Consider the following 15,149-nt stretch of genomic DNA (forward strand, 5'->3'; position numbering starts at 1 on the left):
CGTACAAGCTCCAACACTTGGATACGCACCATGCCGCCCTTCGACCCCCAGCCCGCCCAGCCTACCGTCCTCGCGACACCCACCTCGCCGGGTCAGGGCCAGCGCATCGCCGTCGTCGGCACCGGCATCTCGGGGCTTTCCTGCGCCTGGCTCCTGTCCCAGCGGCACGAAGTGACGGTGTTCGAGAGCGAATCGCGCCTCGGTGGGCACAGCAACACGGTGGACGCGCCCGGCCCCGAAGGCACGGTGCCGGTGGATACCGGCTTCATCGTCTACAACGAGCCCGCCTATCCGAACCTGAGCGCCTTGTTCCGGCACCTGGGCGTGCCGACCACGGCCTCCGACATGTCCTTCGCTGTCAGCCTCGATGCCGGCCGCCTCGAATACGCCGGGACCGACCTGCGCGGCCTGTTCGCGCAGAAGCGCAACCTGGCGAGCCCGAGGTTCTGGTCGATGCTGCGCGAGCTGCTGCGGTTCTACCGCGAGGCGCCGCGCGATGCCCAGGCCGCCGGCGACCAGGCGCTGGACGACTACCTGGACGCCCGCGGCTACGGCCGCGCGTTTCGCGACGACCATCTCTATCCCATGGCGGCCGCCATCTGGTCGGCGCCCGCAGCGCGGGTGGGGCGCTATCCGGTGGCGGCCTTCGTGCGCTTCTGCGAGAACCACGGCCTGCTGCAGATCAGCGACCGGCCGGTCTGGCGCACCGTGGCAGGCGGCAGCCGCGAGTACGTGCAGCGCCTGAGCCGGCCTTTTGCCGACCGGGTCCACCTCGACGAGGCCGTGCTCGAACTGCATCGCGAGCCCGACGGCGTGCGCATCCGCACCACCGGCGGCTGGTGGCCCGAGCGCTTCGATCACGTCGTGCTGGCGACCCACGCCGACCGGTCGCTGGCGCTGCTGCCCGACGCCTCCAGCGCCGAGCGAGCCCTGCTGGGCGCATTTCCCTACAGCCGCAACCTGGCCGTGCTGCACCGCGACCCGGCACTGATGCCGGCGCGCCGCGCCGTGTGGTCGAGCTGGAACTACCTCGGAACGCGCGGCAGCGGCGCCGCCCCGACGGTGACCTACTGGATGAACCGGCTGCAACCCCACCTGCCGCAGGGCTCGCGGGCCGAGCCGATCTTCCTGACGCTGAACCCCGTCGCCGGCCCGCGGCCCGAGCACCTGATCCGCACGGAGGTCTACGACCATCCGCTGTTCGATGCCGCCGCCATGGCCGCGCAGCGCCATCTCTGGAACCTGCAGGGCCAGCGCCGCACGTGGTTCTGCGGCGCGTACTTCGGCTCCGGCTTCCACGAGGACGGGCTGCAGTCCGGCCTGGCGGTCGCCGAGGCGCTGGGTGGCGTCCGCCGGCCCTGGAGCGTGCCGCAGGAGTCCGGGCGCATCCACCTGCCTCAGGCCGCGCAGGCAGCGCAGGCGGCGAGGGCGGTCGCCCCATGAGCGGGCAGGGCGGCTCGGCGCTCTATGTCGGGCGCGTCATGCACCAGCGGCTGCGGCCCCGGCGCCATCGGCTCGCCTACCGCATCTACAACGTGCTGGTCGACATCGACGAGCTGCCGCAGCTGCACGAGCGGCTGCGCCTGTTCTCGGTGGACCGCTTCAACCTGTTCAGCTTCCACGCCGCCGACTACGGCGACGGCTCGGGCCGCGACCTGCGCGCCCAGGTCGAGGCGCGGCTGCGCGAGGCCGGCCTGCCCACGGGCGGGGCGATCCGGCTGCTGACCATGCCGCGCCTGCTTGGCCACGTCTTCAACCCGCTCAGCGTGTGGTTCTGCCACGCCCCGGGGGGTGAGCTGCAGGCGATGGTCTACGAGGTCAACAACACCTTCGGGCAGCGGCACAGCTACCTGATCCCGGTGGCCGACGCCGCCGCCCCGGTCATCGACCAGCGCTGCGACAAGCAGATGTACGTCTCGCCCTTCAACGGCATGGACCTGCGCTACCGCTTCCGCATCGCGGCGCCGGGCGAGTCGGTGTCGATCGGCGTGAGCGTGCACGATGCCGACGGCGCCGTGCTCAACGCGCGCCAGGACGGCCGGCGCACCGCGCTGAGCGACCTCGCGCTGCTGCGCGTCTTCCTGACCCATCCGCTGCTGACCCTCAAGGTCGTCGCGGCCATCCACTGGCAGGCGCTGCGCCTGTGGATCAAGCGCGTGCCCCTGCATCCGCGTCCGGCAGCCCCGGAGCGCGACATCACCATCGTTTCCACGAGCGAGACTCCATGAGCCTGACCACGCCCTCCGCCCCCGTTCTCGACGCCGTGCCGTCCTTCTCGCCGCTGCGGCGCCTGCTTGCGCGCACCCGCTTCGGCCGGCTGGCGCTGACGCTGCCCGGCGGGCGCAGCATCGAGGTGGCCGGCCGCGAGCCGGGCCCGCATGCCAGCCTGCGCCTTTCGAGCTGGCGGCCGATCGTGCGGCTGCTCATGCAGGGCGACCTCGGCCTGGCCCTGAGCTTCCGCGACGGCGAATGGGACAGCCCCGACCTGCTGGCCCTCTTCGAATTCGGCCTGGCCAACGAAGCCGCCTGGGGCTCGCTGCTCAAGGGCCGCGGCCCTTCGCGCTGGCTGGCCCGGCTGCTGCACCTGGCGCGCAGGAACAGCCGCAGCGGCAGCCGGCACAACATCTCCTTCCACTACGACCTGGGCAACGAGTTCTACCGGCACTGGCTCGACGACAGCATGCTGTATTCGAGCGCGATCTTCAGCGACGAGCCCGACGACACTCTCGAGGCCGCCCAGGCGCGCCGCCTCGATGCCATCCACCGCATGCTCGACACCCCGCAAGGCGCGAACGTGCTCGAAATCGGCTGCGGCTGGGGAACGCTGGCTGCGAGCCTGGCCCGCCGGCACGAGGCGCGCGTGACGGGGCTCACGCTGTCGGCCGAGCAACTGGCCTTCGCGCGCGAGCGCGGCCAGGCATGGGGCGTGGCCGAGCGGCTCGACCTGAGGCTGCAGGACTACCGCGACGTGCAGGGCCGGTTCGACCGCATCGTGTCCATCGAGATGATCGAAGCCGTCGGCGAGGCCTACTGGCCCGCCTACTTCGCGACCCTGCGCGACCGCCTCGAGCCCGGTGGCGTGGCGGTGCTGCAGGCGATCACCATCGCCGACGAGCACTTCGACGGCTACCGGCAGGGGGCCGACTTCATCCAGCACTGCATCTTCCCGGGCGGCATGCTGCCCAGCCCGCGCGTGCTGCAAGAGCAGGCACGGCGCGCGGGGTTCGTCATCGAGACTTCGCACTGCTTCGGAATGGACTATGCGCGAACGCTCGCCGAGTGGCGCCGGCGGTTCCTGGCGGCCTGGCCGCAGATCGAGCCGTTGGGCTTCGACGCCGCGTTCAAGCGGCTGTGGACCTACTACCTGTCGTACTGCGAGGCCGGCTTTCGCTGCGGGCGCATCGATGTGGGGCTGTACCGGCTGCGCGCGGCCGATGCCTGAGGAGGGCGCCGGCGGCAGACGGCCCAGCGCAGTGTCAGGGCGTGTAGCCGCCCGCCTTTTCGAGCGCGTCCCTAAGTGCGGCTGCCTGCGCCCTGATCGCCTCGGCCTGCTGCCCGGACAGCCGCGAGAGGTTGCGCACCTGCGCGCCGATGCGCTGGTGCTTCGCGAAGCGCTCGCGGTGCCTGAGCAGGAAGTCCCAGTACAGCGTCGTGAAGGGGCAGGCCTCGGGCCCCTGGCTGACGCCGGGCCGGTAGCGGCATTGGGCGCAGTACTGCCCGCCGCTCATGCGCTCGATGTACTTGCCGCTGGCGATGTAGGGCTTGCTCGTCATCACGCCGCCGTCCGCGTACTGGCTCATGCCCGCGGTGTTGGGCAGCTCCACCCATTCCACCGCATCGACGTAGATGGCGAGATACCACTCGTGGACCTCGCGCGGCCGCACGCCGAGCAGCAGCGCGAACAGGCCAGTGATCATCAGGCGCTGGATGTGGTGGGCGTAGCCCAGGCGCAGCGTCTGCCGGATCGCGTCCGACAGGCAGGCCATCGGCGTGTCGCCGGTCCAGTAGAAGGCCGGCAGCGGCGCCCGCGCATCCAGCGCGTTCGACTCCACGAGGCCGGGCATGGAAGTCCAGTAGACGCCGCGGACATATTCGCGCCAGCCCAGCACCTGGCGGATGAAGCCTTCGGCGCTCGCCAGCGGAACGCGGCCCTCCTGCCAGGCGCGTTCCACCCGCGCGACCACTTCGCGCGGCTCGATCAGCTTGAGGTTCATCGCCGCCGAGAGGTGGGCGTGCCACAGCCAGGGCTGGCCGGGCCAGATCGCGTCCTGCCAGGGGCCGAAGCCGGGCAGCCGCTCGTCGACGAAGCGCTCCAGCGCCAGCAGCGCCTGCTCGCGCGTCACCGGCCAGGCGAAGCCATCGAGCTCGCCCGGATGGCGTTCGAACTCCCGGGCCACCAGCGCCAGCACCTCCTGCGTGATCGCGTCGGGCTCGAAGCGGGCGGGCTCGGGCACGATGCCCGGACCCTCGGCGCCGAAGGACTGGCGGTTGTCGGCATCGAAATTCCAGCGCCCTCCAGCGGGCCCGTAGCCTGGCGTTCCTTCTTCGCCCTCCATCAGTACGCGGTGCTGGCGGCGCATCTGCCGGTAGAAATTTTCCATGCGCAGGGTGCGGCGGCCGCGGGCATGGTCGGCGAACTCGCGCACGGTGCAGAAGAAGTGGCGGTCGTCGCGCAGCTCCACCGCGAGGCCGGCCTCGGCGGCGGCACGTCGCAGCGCGCGCAGCACGCGCCAGTCGCCCGGCGCGGTCATCACCAGCCGCCCGGGCCGCAGCAGCCGGATCGCACGCGCGAGTTCGCCGGCCAAGCTGCCGGTGTTCGCGGGATCGTCCAGGCGCACGTAGTGCAGCGGCCAGCCGCGCTCGCGCAGCAGCCGCGCATGGTGGCGCATGGCGGACAGGAACAGGGCGATCCGGATTCGGCTGGAGGCGACGTGCGTGGACTCCTCGCGCACCTCGGCCATCCAGATGCCGTCGCGCGCGGGGTCGAAGCCGTCGAAGGCCGAGGCCCGGCCGTCCAGCTGGTCGCCCAGCACCAGCACCAATTGGCGGATCGGCGGCGTCATGAACGGCTCTCCCGCATCGGGGCGGGCGTGATCGAAGCTGGCATCGTGACTCCCGGAAATGCGGCGGCCCGGGCCGAACGTCGCCGGCCCCGCAACTTCCCTACGCCGCAGGGCCGTGCCCGGATCACCGCCGCAGCTTTCGCCGAACAGGCCCGGTCCGCATGAAGACACTGCTGCGCCAGTACGGCCCCACCGTTCTCAACCTCGTGGTCTTCCAGGCCGCCTGGTTCGCGTGCGTGCTGGGTGCCGCGCGCGGCGCGCCCGGCTGGGGCGTGGCGGCCTGCATCGGCGCCGCGCTGCTGAACCTGTGGTTCAGCGATGCGCGCCGCGACGAACTGCTGCTGGCGCTGTGCGCGATGCTGCTGGGCCTGGCATGGGACACCGGCATGGCGCGCGGCGGCGTGCTGGTCTATGCCTCGCCGGGGCCCTGGCCGGGCGTGGCGCCCGCGTGGATCCTGGGGCTGTGGGCGCTCTTCTCGACCACGCTGCGCGGGCCGCTGCGCTGGCTGCACGGGCGCTGGCTGCTCTCTGCCGTGATCGGGGGCGTGGGCGGTGCCTTGTCTTACGCGGCCGCGGTGCGGATGGGGGCCGGCCACTTTCCCGACCCTAGCCGGGCGATGCTGGTGCTGGGTGCCGGCTGGGCCGTGATGACGCCGCTGCTCGTGGAACTGGCGCGCTGGCTGGGGCAGCGCGCCACCCGCCGCATGCTGCGCTGATTCCGCCCGGCCCGCCTGCTTCAGAGCCGCATGAGGCTCAGCCCGCCACCCATTCCTCCTGGCTGACCCAGCAGTTGCGTCCACCCTGCTTGGCCTTGTAGAGCGCGGCGTCCGCCGCCTCGACGAGCCGCTGCTCCGGCGCGTGCGACTGCGGGTCCTGCAGGGTCGCCACGCCGATGCTGACGGTGACCTGCCCATGCGGGCTCTCGCTGTGGGTGATGCCGAGCGCGCGCACCTGTTCGAGCATGAGTTCCGCGACCTTGCGGGCGCCCTGCAGGCCGGTGCTGGGCAGCACGATCGCCAGCTCCTCTCCGCCGTAGCGCGCGACCAGGTCGCCCGGGCGCCTGATGCTGCGCCTGAGCGCCATCGCGACGGCCCTCAGGCACTGGTCGCCGGCGACGTGGCCATAGGCATCGTTGAAGCTCTTGAAGCAGTCCAGGTCCAGCAGCAGCAGCGACAGGGCCGTGCCTTCCCTGGCCGCGCGGCGGGATTCCTGCGCCAGCACTTCGTCGAAGCTGCGGCGGTTGGCCAGGCCGGTGAGCGGGTCCTGCGTCGCCAAGATCTCCAGCCGGCGGTTGGCCTGCAGCAGGTCCTCGCGCGCGGCCATCAGCGAAGCCTCGGCCCTGATCCGCCGCCCGATGTTGATGATCAGCTTCCAGCCCACCGCCGCCACCGCGGTCAGCAGGGCGCCGACGACGGCGAGCGTCAGCAGTGCCTGGTGCCTCCAGGCCTGCAGCGCCTGGTCGCGGCCCACCGCCACGGTGGTCAGCACCGGGTAGCGGTCGCTCTTGCGGAAGGCGTAGAGCCGCTTCGTTCCATCCACGCTGGAGCGGAACGATGCGGTACCCGAAGTGCCCGAGAAGTGGCGCTGGAAATTGACCGACTTCGAGAAGTCGAGGCCGACGTACTTCTCGCGGTAGGGGTAGAGCACCAGCATCTGCCCCGTGTTGGTGCTCAGGCCGATGGTGCCGGTGTCGGGCAGGGCGATGGTTCCGAATGCGCGCAGGAAGTTCTGCAGGCCCAGGCCGATGACGACGACGCCTGCGAACTGGCCCTTGTCGTCTTCGAGGCGTCGGCTGACCGTGATACCCCATTCGCCGGTGAACGGATTGCGAAGCGGCGGGCTGATGAGGACATCGTTGGAGCGCTTGTCTCGGTGATGCACGAAGTAGGGCCGATGGGCGCTGTTGGTGCCCGGCGGAACCTGTCCCTTGGAGTAGATCAGCCAGTCGCCCCTGGCATCGAGGACGGCGACGCCGTCGAGCGGGTCGAGCAGGCGCTTCTGCCGCTCGACCAGCGACTGCACGCGCTGCAGGTGCGCGTGCGGGTGACCGTCGGCCTTCAGCGTCTCGGTCACGCCCTGCAGCAGCATGTCGCTCTGGGTGAAGATGCCTTCGGCGTAGATGTTCAGCGCCTGGGCAAGGTTGAGGTTGTTGGTGTCGGCTGCGGCCAGCGTCTGTTCGCGCGATATCCAGAGCTGCCAGCCGGTGGCTGCCGACACCGAGATCATGACGGCCGCGAGCAGGGTCTTCGCAAGGCGAACGTCCCGCTTCACTTGAGCGACTCCTCGAACAAGCTTTTTCTCATCGACTTCCTCCCTTTTCCCCATCTTGTGCGTTGCGGCGTCTGCGCTGCGCCGCTGGACTGCGTTCACCGGTCTCGCGCCGGCCGGACCATGGCGAACTCTAGCCGAGCCGGCCGAAGCCCCGGCGACAGCCCCACCGGCGGCAGCGGGAGGCCCGTGGCACCATCGAAGGCTTCCACCAACGTGAACTGCGAGGGCATCGATGCTGATCAACTGCGTCGCCTACGAAAACGGCTCCAAGCTCGCCGACATATCGGTCGAGGACATCAGCGAATACATCAGCCGGCCCGGCTGCTTCGTCTGGGTGGCGCTGAGCGATGCCTCCGACGAGGAACTGCGCGAGATGCAGAAGGAGTTCGGCCTGCATCCGCTGGCGGTGGAAGACGCCCACCACGGTCACCAGCGCCCGAAGATGGAGGAATACGGCGACTCGCTCTTCGTCGTCATGCACCTGGTGGAGCCCTCGGCCGAGGGCGAGCACTGCATGAACGTGGGCGAGGTCGACGTCTTCGTCGGCGCCAACTACGTGCTGTCGGTGCGCAACCGCAGCAAGCAGGGCTTCCTGGGCGTGCGCGAGCGCTGCGAGCGCGAGCCGGAGTTGCTGCGCCACGGCGCCGGCTTCGTGCTGTACGCGCTGATGGACGCGGTGGTTGACCGCTACTTCCCGGTGATCGACGCGCTGGAAGTGGAGCTGGAGTCCATCGAGCAGCAGATCTTCGGCCAGGGCGGCGCGGCGCGCGACAAGATCAAGCAGCTCTACGACCTGAAGCGGCGCAGCATGGTCCTCAAGCGCGCGGTAGCGCCGCTGGTGGAGGCCGCCGGCAAGATGCACGGCGGGCGCGTGCCGCAGATCTGCATGAGCTCGCAGGAATACTTCCGCGACGTGGGCGACCACCTGGCGCGCATCAACGCGTCGATCGACGCGATGCGCGACACCATCGCCACGGCGATCCAGGTGAACCTGTCGATGGTCACCATCGAGGAGAGCGAGGTCATCAAGCGCCTCGCGGCCTGGGCCAGCATCTTCGCGGTGTGCACCGCCTTCGCCGGCATCTGGGGCATGAACTTCGAGAACATGCCGGAGCTGAAATTCCGCTACGGCTATGGCATCGCGCTGGGGCTCATCGTGAGCACCTGCGGCTATCTCTATTACCGGTTCAGGCGAGCAGGTTGGCTCTAGAGACTCCCAAGAGCCTCGGACGCGCTCGTTGCTAATGCTCAACTAATAAACATGTAGACAATCAAGTCCCTTATGAAAAGGGACTTCACGCAGCGCTTCGGCTTCCTCGTCAAGAGCGTGGGCAAGCTCTACAGCGAGGAGTTCGACCGCCTCGCGCGCGAGCGCATCGGGCTCACCAGCGCGCAGTGCCGCCTGCTGGGCGCGCTGGCGATGCACGGCGACGAAGAAGAGCCGCTCTCGCAGGCCGAACTGGCGCAGCGGCTCGACCTCACCCCCATGGCCGTGGCCGGCCTGTGCGACCGCATGGCCGCCGCCGGCTGGATACGCCGCGAGCCCAGCCCCACCGACCGCCGCGTCAACAGAATCCACCTGGAGCCCAGCGCCGAGAAGGCGCTCGACAGCGCCCTGAGCATCAGCGACGGGCTCAACGCCCGCGTGATGTCGGTGCTCTCGCAGGCCGAGCGCGCCCAGCTGCTGGGCCTGCTCGCGCGGGTGCACGGCAGCCTCGTGGAGATCGCTTCACCGGCCGGCCGCAGGTCGTCATGAGCGTCGCGCCCGGAACCACCGTGCCGCACCGCGGCATGATCACCATCTCGATCATGCTGGCGACCATCATGCAGGCGCTGGACACCACCATCGCCAACGTGGCGCTGCCGCACATGCAGGGCAGCCTGCAGGCCTCGCAGGACCAGATCACCTGGGTGCTCACCTCGTACATCGTGGCCTCGGCCATCGCGCTGCCGCTCACGGGCTGGCTTTGCGGGCACTGGGGGCGCAGGCGCGTCTTCATCATCTCGGTGATCGGCTTCACCGTGGCTTCGGCGCTGTGCGGGCTGGCGACCTCGCTGGTGGGCATCGTGGCCGCGCGGCTGCTGCAGGGCATCTTCGGCGCGGCGCTGGTGCCGCTTTCGCAGGCGGTGCTGCTGGACATCAACCCGCGCGAGAAGGTCGGCCAGGCCATGGCCATCTGGGGCGCGGGCATCATGGTCGGGCCCATCCTCGGGCCGCTGCTGGGCGGCTGGCTCACCGAGAACTTCGACTGGCGCTGGGTGTTCTTCATCAACCTGCCGGTGGGCGTGTTCGCCTTCTGGGGCATCGCGCGCTACCTGCCCGAGAGCCGGCCGCAGGGCGAGCGACTGGACATCTTCGGCTTCGTCACGCTGAGCATCGCCATCGGCATGCTGCAGCTCTTCCTCGATCGCGGCGAGCAGCTCGACTGGTTCGAGTCGTGGGAGATCAAGCTCGAAGCCGCGGCCGCGCTGGTGGCCTTCTGCTTCTTCGTGGTCCACACCTGGATGGTGCAGGGCGTCTCCTTCTTCGACCGCGACCTGCTGAAGGACCGCAACTTCGTCACCGGCCTGCTGTTCGCGTTCATCGTCGGCATGATCCTGTTCGCGACCATGGCCTTGCTGCCCAACTTCCTGCAGGGGCTGATGGGCTACCCGGTGATCTACACCGGCGAGGTGACCGCGCCGCGCGGCGTGGGAACGATGATCGCGATGATCATCGTCGGGCGGCTGGTGCAGCGCATCGACGTGCGCGCGATCATGGCGCTGGGCTTCGGCCTCACGGCCTTCTCGCTCTACCAGATGACGCGGCTCACGCTGCAGATGGACAGCACGCTCATCGTGGTCTCGGGCTTCATCCAGGGGCTGGGCATCGGCTTCACCTTCGTGCCGCTTTCCACCGCCACCTTCGCCACGCTGGCGCCGAGGCTGCGCAACCAGGGCACGCCCATCTTCAGCCTGCTGCGCAACATCGGCAGCAGCGTGGGCATCTCGATCGTGCAGGCGTTGCTGACCGAAGGCTCGAGCAGGGCGCATGCGCAGATCGCCTCGACCGTGGCGCCGGGCAACGCGGCGCTCGCGACCCTGCCGCAGACGATGTCGCCCGACACCGCCACGGGGCTCGCGTTGCTCAACGCCGAGGTGACGCGGCAGGGCGCGCTGATCGGCTACCTCGACGACTTCGCCATCATGATGATCATCACGGTGCTGGCGATTCCGCTGCTGTTGCTGATACGCAGCCCGAGGCGCAGCGCGGCGGCTTCAGGCCCGGCTGAAGTGCCGCACTGACCCCCGACATTTCTCCCTCCCCCAGCGGGGGGAAGGAGCAAGCCCACTCACTCGTCGTGCGAATCGTGCGTGGCCACCGCACCGCGGCGCCAGTAGCCCGAGGCCCGCGTCCATTTCGGGTTCGCGCCGCGCTCGCCCACCAGATGCGCGCGCAGCGCCTTGGCGATGGCCGATTCGCAGCCCACCCACGCGTGGAAGTCGCCGGCAGGCAGCTTCATGGCCTTCAGCGTGTCGACAAGCACGGGGCTCAGGCCGGGCTCGGTGCCTCGGCGGTGCGCCCATTTCAGGGTGAGCTCGGCCTGCGTGTCGAACGCGATCTCGTCGGCTTCGCTGTCGACTTCCGCCAGCACCACCGCGCGCGAGCCGGCGGGCAGTTCGGCCAGGCGCCGCGAGATCGCGGGCAGGGCGGTGTCGTCGCCGATCAGCAGGTGCCAGTCGAATTCGGTCGGCACGATGAACGAGCCGCGCGGGCCGCCCACGCCGAGGATGTCGCCGGGCTTCGCCTGCTCGGCCCATTGCGTGGCCGGACCGGCCTCGTGCAGCGCGAAGTCGATCTCGAGCGTGCCGGCCTTCGCGTCGTGGTTGCGCGGCGTGTAGTCGCGCATGGTGGGGCGGCCTTCGGGCCACACCGGGCCTTCGGGGCCCATGGTGGGCAGGCTCAGCTTGCCGGTGGCGGCGTCGGGAAAGAACAGCTTCACGTGGTCGTCGAAGCCCGGGCTGTAGAAGCCCGCGAGGTCGTCGCCGGCGAGCGTGACGCGGATCAGGTGCGGCGTCACGCGCTGCACCGTCTTCACCGCGAGCCGGCGAAAGCGCAGCTCGTGGCGCACCCGGCGGGGCGTGCGGTCCGGCACGATGGGGGCCGTGGACGCTGGTGATGTACTGAAGTCAGTCATTGCGGAAATCCTGTTGCGAGACAGGGTTGGTTGGGATTCGGGTTGCCCTCGGCCCTTCAGATCCTTTCGATCTGCTGGGCCGCGGCGTCGAGCACCGCGGCAAATTCGTGCGCCTGCTGATCGGTCAGCGGCGCGCCCGTCAGGCGCATGCGCATCGCGAGCTTGAGGTTCTCGATGGCGCGCGTGACCTGCGGCGGGCGTCCGCCGCGCGGGCCGGCGCCGTCGACGCCGCCGCTCATGCGGGCCATCATGGCGTCGGCCATCTCGCGGTTGGCCGCGAGGAACTCGCGGCCGCTGCCGGTGATGCTGTAGCTCTTGCGGCCGCTGCCGTCGGCGGTGTCTACGCTGAGATAGCCCATCTCCTCGAGCAGCGTGAGCGTGGGGTAGACCACGCCGGGGCTGGGCGCGTAGCTGCCGCCGAGGCGCTCTTCGATGGCCTTGATGAGTTCGTAGCCGTGCGAAGGCTTGTCGGCGATGAGCTGCAGCAGCACGAAGCGCAGGCCGCCATGGCCGAACACGCGCCCGCCGCCGCCACGTCCGCCGCGATGACCGCGGCCGCTGCCGGAAAGGCCGTCGTCGTGCTCGCCGCGGGCGACGCTGCAGTGGTGATGGCCGTGGCCGAAGTGGAAATGTCTCATGGTGGGGATCCTTCTTGAGGTATGTCTGAATTATTTTAGATATATCTAAAATTTAGTCAAATCGATACCCGGAACGAAGGGCGTGCCTCTTCCTGGCCAAGGCCCGAATTCATCGGATGTCCGGACGTCCGTTCTGGTTAACATCTGCCCTTCCTCGGGGCTGCGGCGTGCCTGCCACGCCAATCCGGCGCCAGTTCGCCGCGCGTGCGGCCCCACCATTTGTCAACCTGCCTGGCATCCGCTGGATGCATGGGCGCTTCGAACACAGGGAGTTTCAATGGGGATGATGGACACGCTCGGCCACGCGATGATGGACAACGACAAGCTTCACTTCGACGCCGCCGAGGCGCTCTCGGGCCAGGAGCAATGGCTGGTCACGCTCAGCGCGCCCTTGTCCGCCTTCAACGGCGACTTCGTGAACGCGGTGGCCACCGGCAAGGACAACGACGTGCTGCGCGAAGGCATCGCCGACGTGTGGAGCGTGCACGACCGTGCCAGCTTCGAGCAGACCGCCCGATGGCTCGTCGAGGAAGGGCAGCGATCGGCCTACCGGTCCCTGTGGAACGCCATTGCCGCGATCGACACGGCAACGCAGGAAACGCCAGCGGTCCTGCGCATGGCGATGGACGCCTTCTTCCCCTCGTTCTTCCAGATCAAGGCGCGCAAGAGCCTGGACTACCGCGAGCTCTCGGCGCAGAGCGGCAAGCCGATGGCGGACCTGGCCCAGTTGATGGCGGGCAGCCGCAGCTGGGTGGACGAGTTGCGCAAGCACTTCAAGGCCTCGCCCGCCGACATATCCAGCCTGGTCGCGTGGGACGCCGTGCGCCTGGCCAGCCTGTCGCGCTGGGCGGTGCAGCTCGGCTACATCGAGCGCGCGGAGTTCGCGGGCTTTGCCGGCGGGCTCGCCAGTCAGGTGCGCGAGGCGTACGGCAGCTGGCCGCAGGTGAGCGCTGCCTACATCGCCGGCGGCCTGATCTGGAAGTATTCCGATGCGCGCGAAGAGCACCTGCTGCGCACCAACCGCCTGCTGCTGAGCGACGCGCGCAGTCCCTATCGCAGCGTGCCGTTTGCCGGCTGAAGCGGCGGCCGGCCCGTTTCCCGCCCGGGCTCGCCCGGCGTCGTCGATGCCGCCGGTACCGGCAGGCGCAGCAGCAGGCTGGTTTCGCCGGGCTTCGAGCGCACGGTGAGCGTGCCTCCCAGCGCAGCGGCGCGCGTGCGCATGTTCGCGAGGCCCTTGCCGGCGAACGCCGCTTGCGTGTCGAAGCCGCGGCCGTTGTCCTGCAGTTCGATCTCGATGGCGCGTTCCCCGGAGCCTTCCAGCAGCCTCGCGCCAAGGCCGGCCTGCGTCGCCTGCGCATGCGCCATCAGGTTTCCGAAGGCTTCGAACAGCAGCATCTGCAGCTGGTGCGATTCGCGTGCGGTCCAGCCCGTCATCGTGGGCAGGGAACCGACGTCCCACCGAAGCTCGATGCCGGCAGCCTGCAGGCGAGGGCCGAGGCGGTAGCGCACGCTGCCGAGTGCGGAGGCCACGTCGCCTTCGCAGCCGTGCATGGCGTCCACCGTGAGCTTGAGCTGGTCGACCGCGTCGCGCAGGTGCAGCGCCACGTCGTTCATGGCGGCGCCGGGCTGCTGGGCCATCTGCAGCAGGCCGACCAGCTGGCCGCCGAGGCCGTCGTGCAGGTCCTGCGTGAGGCGCTGGCGCTCTTCCAGCGCGCCGCGTGCCTTCTCGCCTTCGCGTTCGCGCGCGAAGACGGCTTCGAGCGCCGCGTTGCGCTCGGCCAGCTCGGCCTCGAGCGATGCGTTCATCTGCGCCACGGCGCGCACGTCCTTGCGCATGCGCTCGGCGATCACCCAGGCCAGCGAGATCGCGAAGCCCACCCACGCGAAGCGGATCCACGGCACCACCGCATAGGCCTCGGGCGAGGTGCGCATCACCCAGTTGTCGCGCGCGGCGCTCAGCACCACCAGCACCACCGCCACGCCCAGCACGCGGTGCTCCAGCACCGGGCTGCGCACCGCCACCCGCAGCACGACCACGACCATCGCCAGGCCGGACAGGAAGAAGAGGATCTGCCACGCCGGCATCAGCCACAGCAGCGGCACCGTGATGCCCAGCGTGGCCGTCACCGGAGACAGCAGCGCGAGCAGGCCGAGAAAGCGCGCAAGCCGCGAGTCTCCCTTGCCCACCACCGACAGCGCGAAGCGGCACAGCAGCGGCACCGCCGCCTGGAAGGCCGCCAACGGCACCACGCCCCACCAGGGCCACGGCAGCGGCGCATGGGTGAAGAGCACCCGCGCCGTCTGCACCGACCAGAGCAGCTCGCCCAGGCCGTAGTAGAGGTACAGCGACTCGCGTTGCCGCAGCCACACCAGCAGCGACAGCGCCCCGAGCACGCCGCTCACGATGGCGATGAAGCGCCCGCCGCTGATCTGCCAGAAGAGCGCGTCTTCATACAGCGGCCGGATCTCCGCCTCGGTGCCCGCCACCACTGGCGAGAGCCCGCCCTGGCGTGCGGCCTGCGCGGCGACGACGATCTCCACGCGCCGCACCGGGGCCGATGAATCCGGCAGCGCGAAGTACTGCGGCGTGAACGAGGCATCGTCGTACGGCCCCGGCGGAAAGGTGCCGAATCGCGCCAACTCCCGTCCATCGACCAGCACCCTGAAGCTGTTGCCGATGCGCGGCACGAACAGCGCGTGCGGCACGCTCGGGTCGTTGACGGGAACGTCGAACGCGAAAGCCGCCTCGCCATCGACCGCGCCCTGCCGCTGGTCCCAGTTGTAGGGCAGCTGCACCGCGTGCGGCTCGGGCGGCTGGTCCGTGGGGTGTTTGCCATGCAGCGTCAGCGTGAGCTGAGCCTGTTCGACAAGCTTGACGGCCCTGGCGGGGAAGCTCCAGCCGGTGCCCAGCAAGAGGAGCACCAGCAGCGCCAGCAGGCGCAGTCCAAGCATTTCTTGTTGTTGTCGTCGCATGACGCGTACGACTTTAGCAATCTTTT

Annotated in this window: 13 protein-coding genes; 8 read left to right on the forward strand and 5 right to left on the reverse strand. The window is 69.7% G+C overall.

What is annotated here, in order from left to right; translation table 11 throughout:
• Window positions 1-30 precede the first annotated feature (30 nt).
• From ABL838_RS11020 to ABL838_RS11030, 3 genes are read left to right on the forward strand one after another with little or no spacing between them, the layout of a single operon-like run.
• Window positions 31-1,443: an NAD(P)/FAD-dependent oxidoreductase gene (locus ABL838_RS11020; RefSeq protein WP_418125326.1), complete on the forward strand. Its 1,413-nt coding sequence runs from the start codon at window positions 31-33 to the stop codon at window positions 1,441-1,443.
• A complete protein-coding gene (locus tag ABL838_RS11025) occupies window positions 1,440-2,228 on the forward strand; it encodes a DUF1365 domain-containing protein (RefSeq protein WP_418125327.1) in 789 nt (262 codons plus the stop codon). The genes ABL838_RS11020 and ABL838_RS11025 overlap by 4 nt, the downstream gene beginning before the upstream one ends.
• Window positions 2,225-3,442, forward strand: coding sequence for a class I SAM-dependent methyltransferase (locus ABL838_RS11030; RefSeq protein WP_418125328.1), 1,218 nt, complete (start codon window positions 2,225-2,227; stop codon window positions 3,440-3,442). The genes ABL838_RS11025 and ABL838_RS11030 overlap by 4 nt, the downstream gene beginning before the upstream one ends.
• A 34-nt stretch (window positions 3,443-3,476) precedes the next feature.
• Here the strand turns inward: ABL838_RS11030 and ABL838_RS11035 are convergent, their stop codons facing one another.
• Window positions 3,477-5,063: a cryptochrome/photolyase family protein gene (locus ABL838_RS11035; RefSeq protein ID WP_418125329.1), complete on the reverse strand. Its 1,587-nt coding sequence runs from the start codon at window positions 5,061-5,063 to the stop codon at window positions 3,477-3,479.
• Window positions 5,064-5,224: 161 nt separating this feature from the next.
• On the opposite strand from ABL838_RS11035, the gene ABL838_RS11040 reads away from it, so the two are divergent.
• Window positions 5,225-5,779: a DUF2878 domain-containing protein gene (locus ABL838_RS11040; RefSeq protein ID WP_418125330.1), complete on the forward strand. Its 555-nt coding sequence runs from the start codon at window positions 5,225-5,227 to the stop codon at window positions 5,777-5,779.
• Between the two features lie 37 nt (window positions 5,780-5,816).
• Here ABL838_RS11040 and ABL838_RS11045 read toward each other — a convergent pair whose 3' ends face one another.
• Window positions 5,817-7,334 carry a sensor domain-containing diguanylate cyclase gene (locus ABL838_RS11045; RefSeq protein WP_418125331.1) on the reverse strand — a complete coding sequence of 506 codons (1,518 nt, stop codon included), beginning with the start codon at window positions 7,332-7,334 and terminating at the stop codon, window positions 5,817-5,819.
• A 232-nt stretch (window positions 7,335-7,566) separates the two neighbouring features.
• Here ABL838_RS11045 and corA point away from each other — a divergent pair, with 232 nt between their 5' ends.
• The 3 genes from corA (at window position 7,567) to ABL838_RS11060 (ending at window position 10,619) form a co-directional block, all read left to right on the forward strand.
• Window positions 7,567-8,544, forward strand: coding sequence for a magnesium/cobalt transporter CorA (gene corA, locus ABL838_RS11050; RefSeq protein ID WP_418125332.1), 978 nt, complete (start codon window positions 7,567-7,569; stop codon window positions 8,542-8,544).
• A 72-nt stretch (window positions 8,545-8,616) separates the two neighbouring features.
• Window positions 8,617-9,090 carry a MarR family winged helix-turn-helix transcriptional regulator gene (locus ABL838_RS11055; protein ID WP_418125333.1) on the forward strand — a complete coding sequence of 158 codons (474 nt, stop codon included), beginning with the start codon at window positions 8,617-8,619 and terminating at the stop codon, window positions 9,088-9,090.
• The gene (locus tag ABL838_RS11060; protein ID WP_418125334.1) at window positions 9,087-10,619 is read left to right on the forward strand and encodes a DHA2 family efflux MFS transporter permease subunit; all 1,533 of its coding nucleotides are present in this window, start codon (window positions 9,087-9,089) and stop codon (window positions 10,617-10,619) included. The genes ABL838_RS11055 and ABL838_RS11060 overlap by 4 nt, the downstream gene beginning before the upstream one ends.
• A 47-nt stretch (window positions 10,620-10,666) precedes the next feature.
• Here ABL838_RS11060 and ABL838_RS11065 read toward each other — a convergent pair whose 3' ends face one another.
• Both ABL838_RS11065 and ABL838_RS11070 read right to left on the reverse strand, forming a co-directional pair.
• Complete coding sequence (locus tag ABL838_RS11065) at window positions 10,667-11,512, reverse strand: siderophore-interacting protein (protein WP_418125335.1); 846 nt, start codon at window positions 11,510-11,512, stop codon at window positions 10,667-10,669.
• 56 nt (window positions 11,513-11,568) lie between these two features.
• Window positions 11,569-12,150 carry a PadR family transcriptional regulator gene (locus ABL838_RS11070; RefSeq protein ID WP_418125336.1) on the reverse strand — a complete coding sequence of 194 codons (582 nt, stop codon included), beginning with the start codon at window positions 12,148-12,150 and terminating at the stop codon, window positions 11,569-11,571.
• Window positions 12,151-12,427: 277 nt separating this feature from the next.
• Here ABL838_RS11070 and ABL838_RS11075 point away from each other — a divergent pair, with 277 nt between their 5' ends.
• Window positions 12,428-13,228 (forward strand): DUF1266 domain-containing protein, encoded by an 801-nt coding sequence (locus ABL838_RS11075; RefSeq protein ID WP_418125337.1) that lies wholly within the window; start codon window positions 12,428-12,430, stop codon window positions 13,226-13,228.
• Here the strand turns inward: ABL838_RS11075 and ABL838_RS11080 are convergent.
• The gene (locus tag ABL838_RS11080; protein ID WP_418125338.1) at window positions 13,201-15,102 is read right to left on the reverse strand and encodes an ATP-binding protein; all 1,902 of its coding nucleotides are present in this window, start codon (window positions 15,100-15,102) and stop codon (window positions 13,201-13,203) included. The genes ABL838_RS11075 and ABL838_RS11080 overlap by 28 nt on opposite strands.
• Window positions 15,103-15,149 lie beyond the last annotated feature (47 nt).

It is taken from the genome of Variovorax sp. 160MFSha2.1 (assembly GCF_048305075.1).
In the GTDB taxonomy this organism is placed as follows: Bacteria; Pseudomonadota; Gammaproteobacteria; order Burkholderiales; family Burkholderiaceae_C; genus Variovorax; species Variovorax guangxiensis.

Coding starts and splice junctions, on each gene's coding strand:
- ABL838_RS11020 (WP_418125326.1), top strand. CDS start 31: ATGCCGCCCTTCGACCCCCAGCCCGCCCAGCCTACCGTCCTCGCGACA.
- ABL838_RS11025 (WP_418125327.1), top strand. CDS start 1,440: ATGAGCGGGCAGGGCGGCTCGGCGCTCTATGTCGGGCGCGTCATGCAC.
- ABL838_RS11030 (WP_418125328.1), top strand. CDS start 2,225: ATGAGCCTGACCACGCCCTCCGCCCCCGTTCTCGACGCCGTGCCGTCC.
- ABL838_RS11035 (WP_418125329.1), bottom strand. CDS start 5,063: ATGACGCCGCCGATCCGCCAATTGGTGCTGGTGCTGGGCGACCAGCTG.
- ABL838_RS11040 (WP_418125330.1), top strand. CDS start 5,225: ATGAAGACACTGCTGCGCCAGTACGGCCCCACCGTTCTCAACCTCGTG.
- corA (WP_418125332.1), top strand. CDS start 7,567: ATGCTGATCAACTGCGTCGCCTACGAAAACGGCTCCAAGCTCGCCGAC.
- ABL838_RS11055 (WP_418125333.1), top strand. CDS start 8,617: ATGAAAAGGGACTTCACGCAGCGCTTCGGCTTCCTCGTCAAGAGCGTG.
- ABL838_RS11060 (WP_418125334.1), top strand. CDS start 9,087: ATGAGCGTCGCGCCCGGAACCACCGTGCCGCACCGCGGCATGATCACC.
- ABL838_RS11065 (WP_418125335.1), bottom strand. CDS start 11,512: ATGACTGACTTCAGTACATCACCAGCGTCCACGGCCCCCATCGTGCCG.
- ABL838_RS11070 (WP_418125336.1), bottom strand. CDS start 12,150: ATGAGACATTTCCACTTCGGCCACGGCCATCACCACTGCAGCGTCGCC.
- ABL838_RS11075 (WP_418125337.1), top strand. CDS start 12,428: ATGGGGATGATGGACACGCTCGGCCACGCGATGATGGACAACGACAAG.
- ABL838_RS11080 (WP_418125338.1), bottom strand. CDS start 15,102: ATGCTTGGACTGCGCCTGCTGGCGCTGCTGGTGCTCCTCTTGCTGGGC.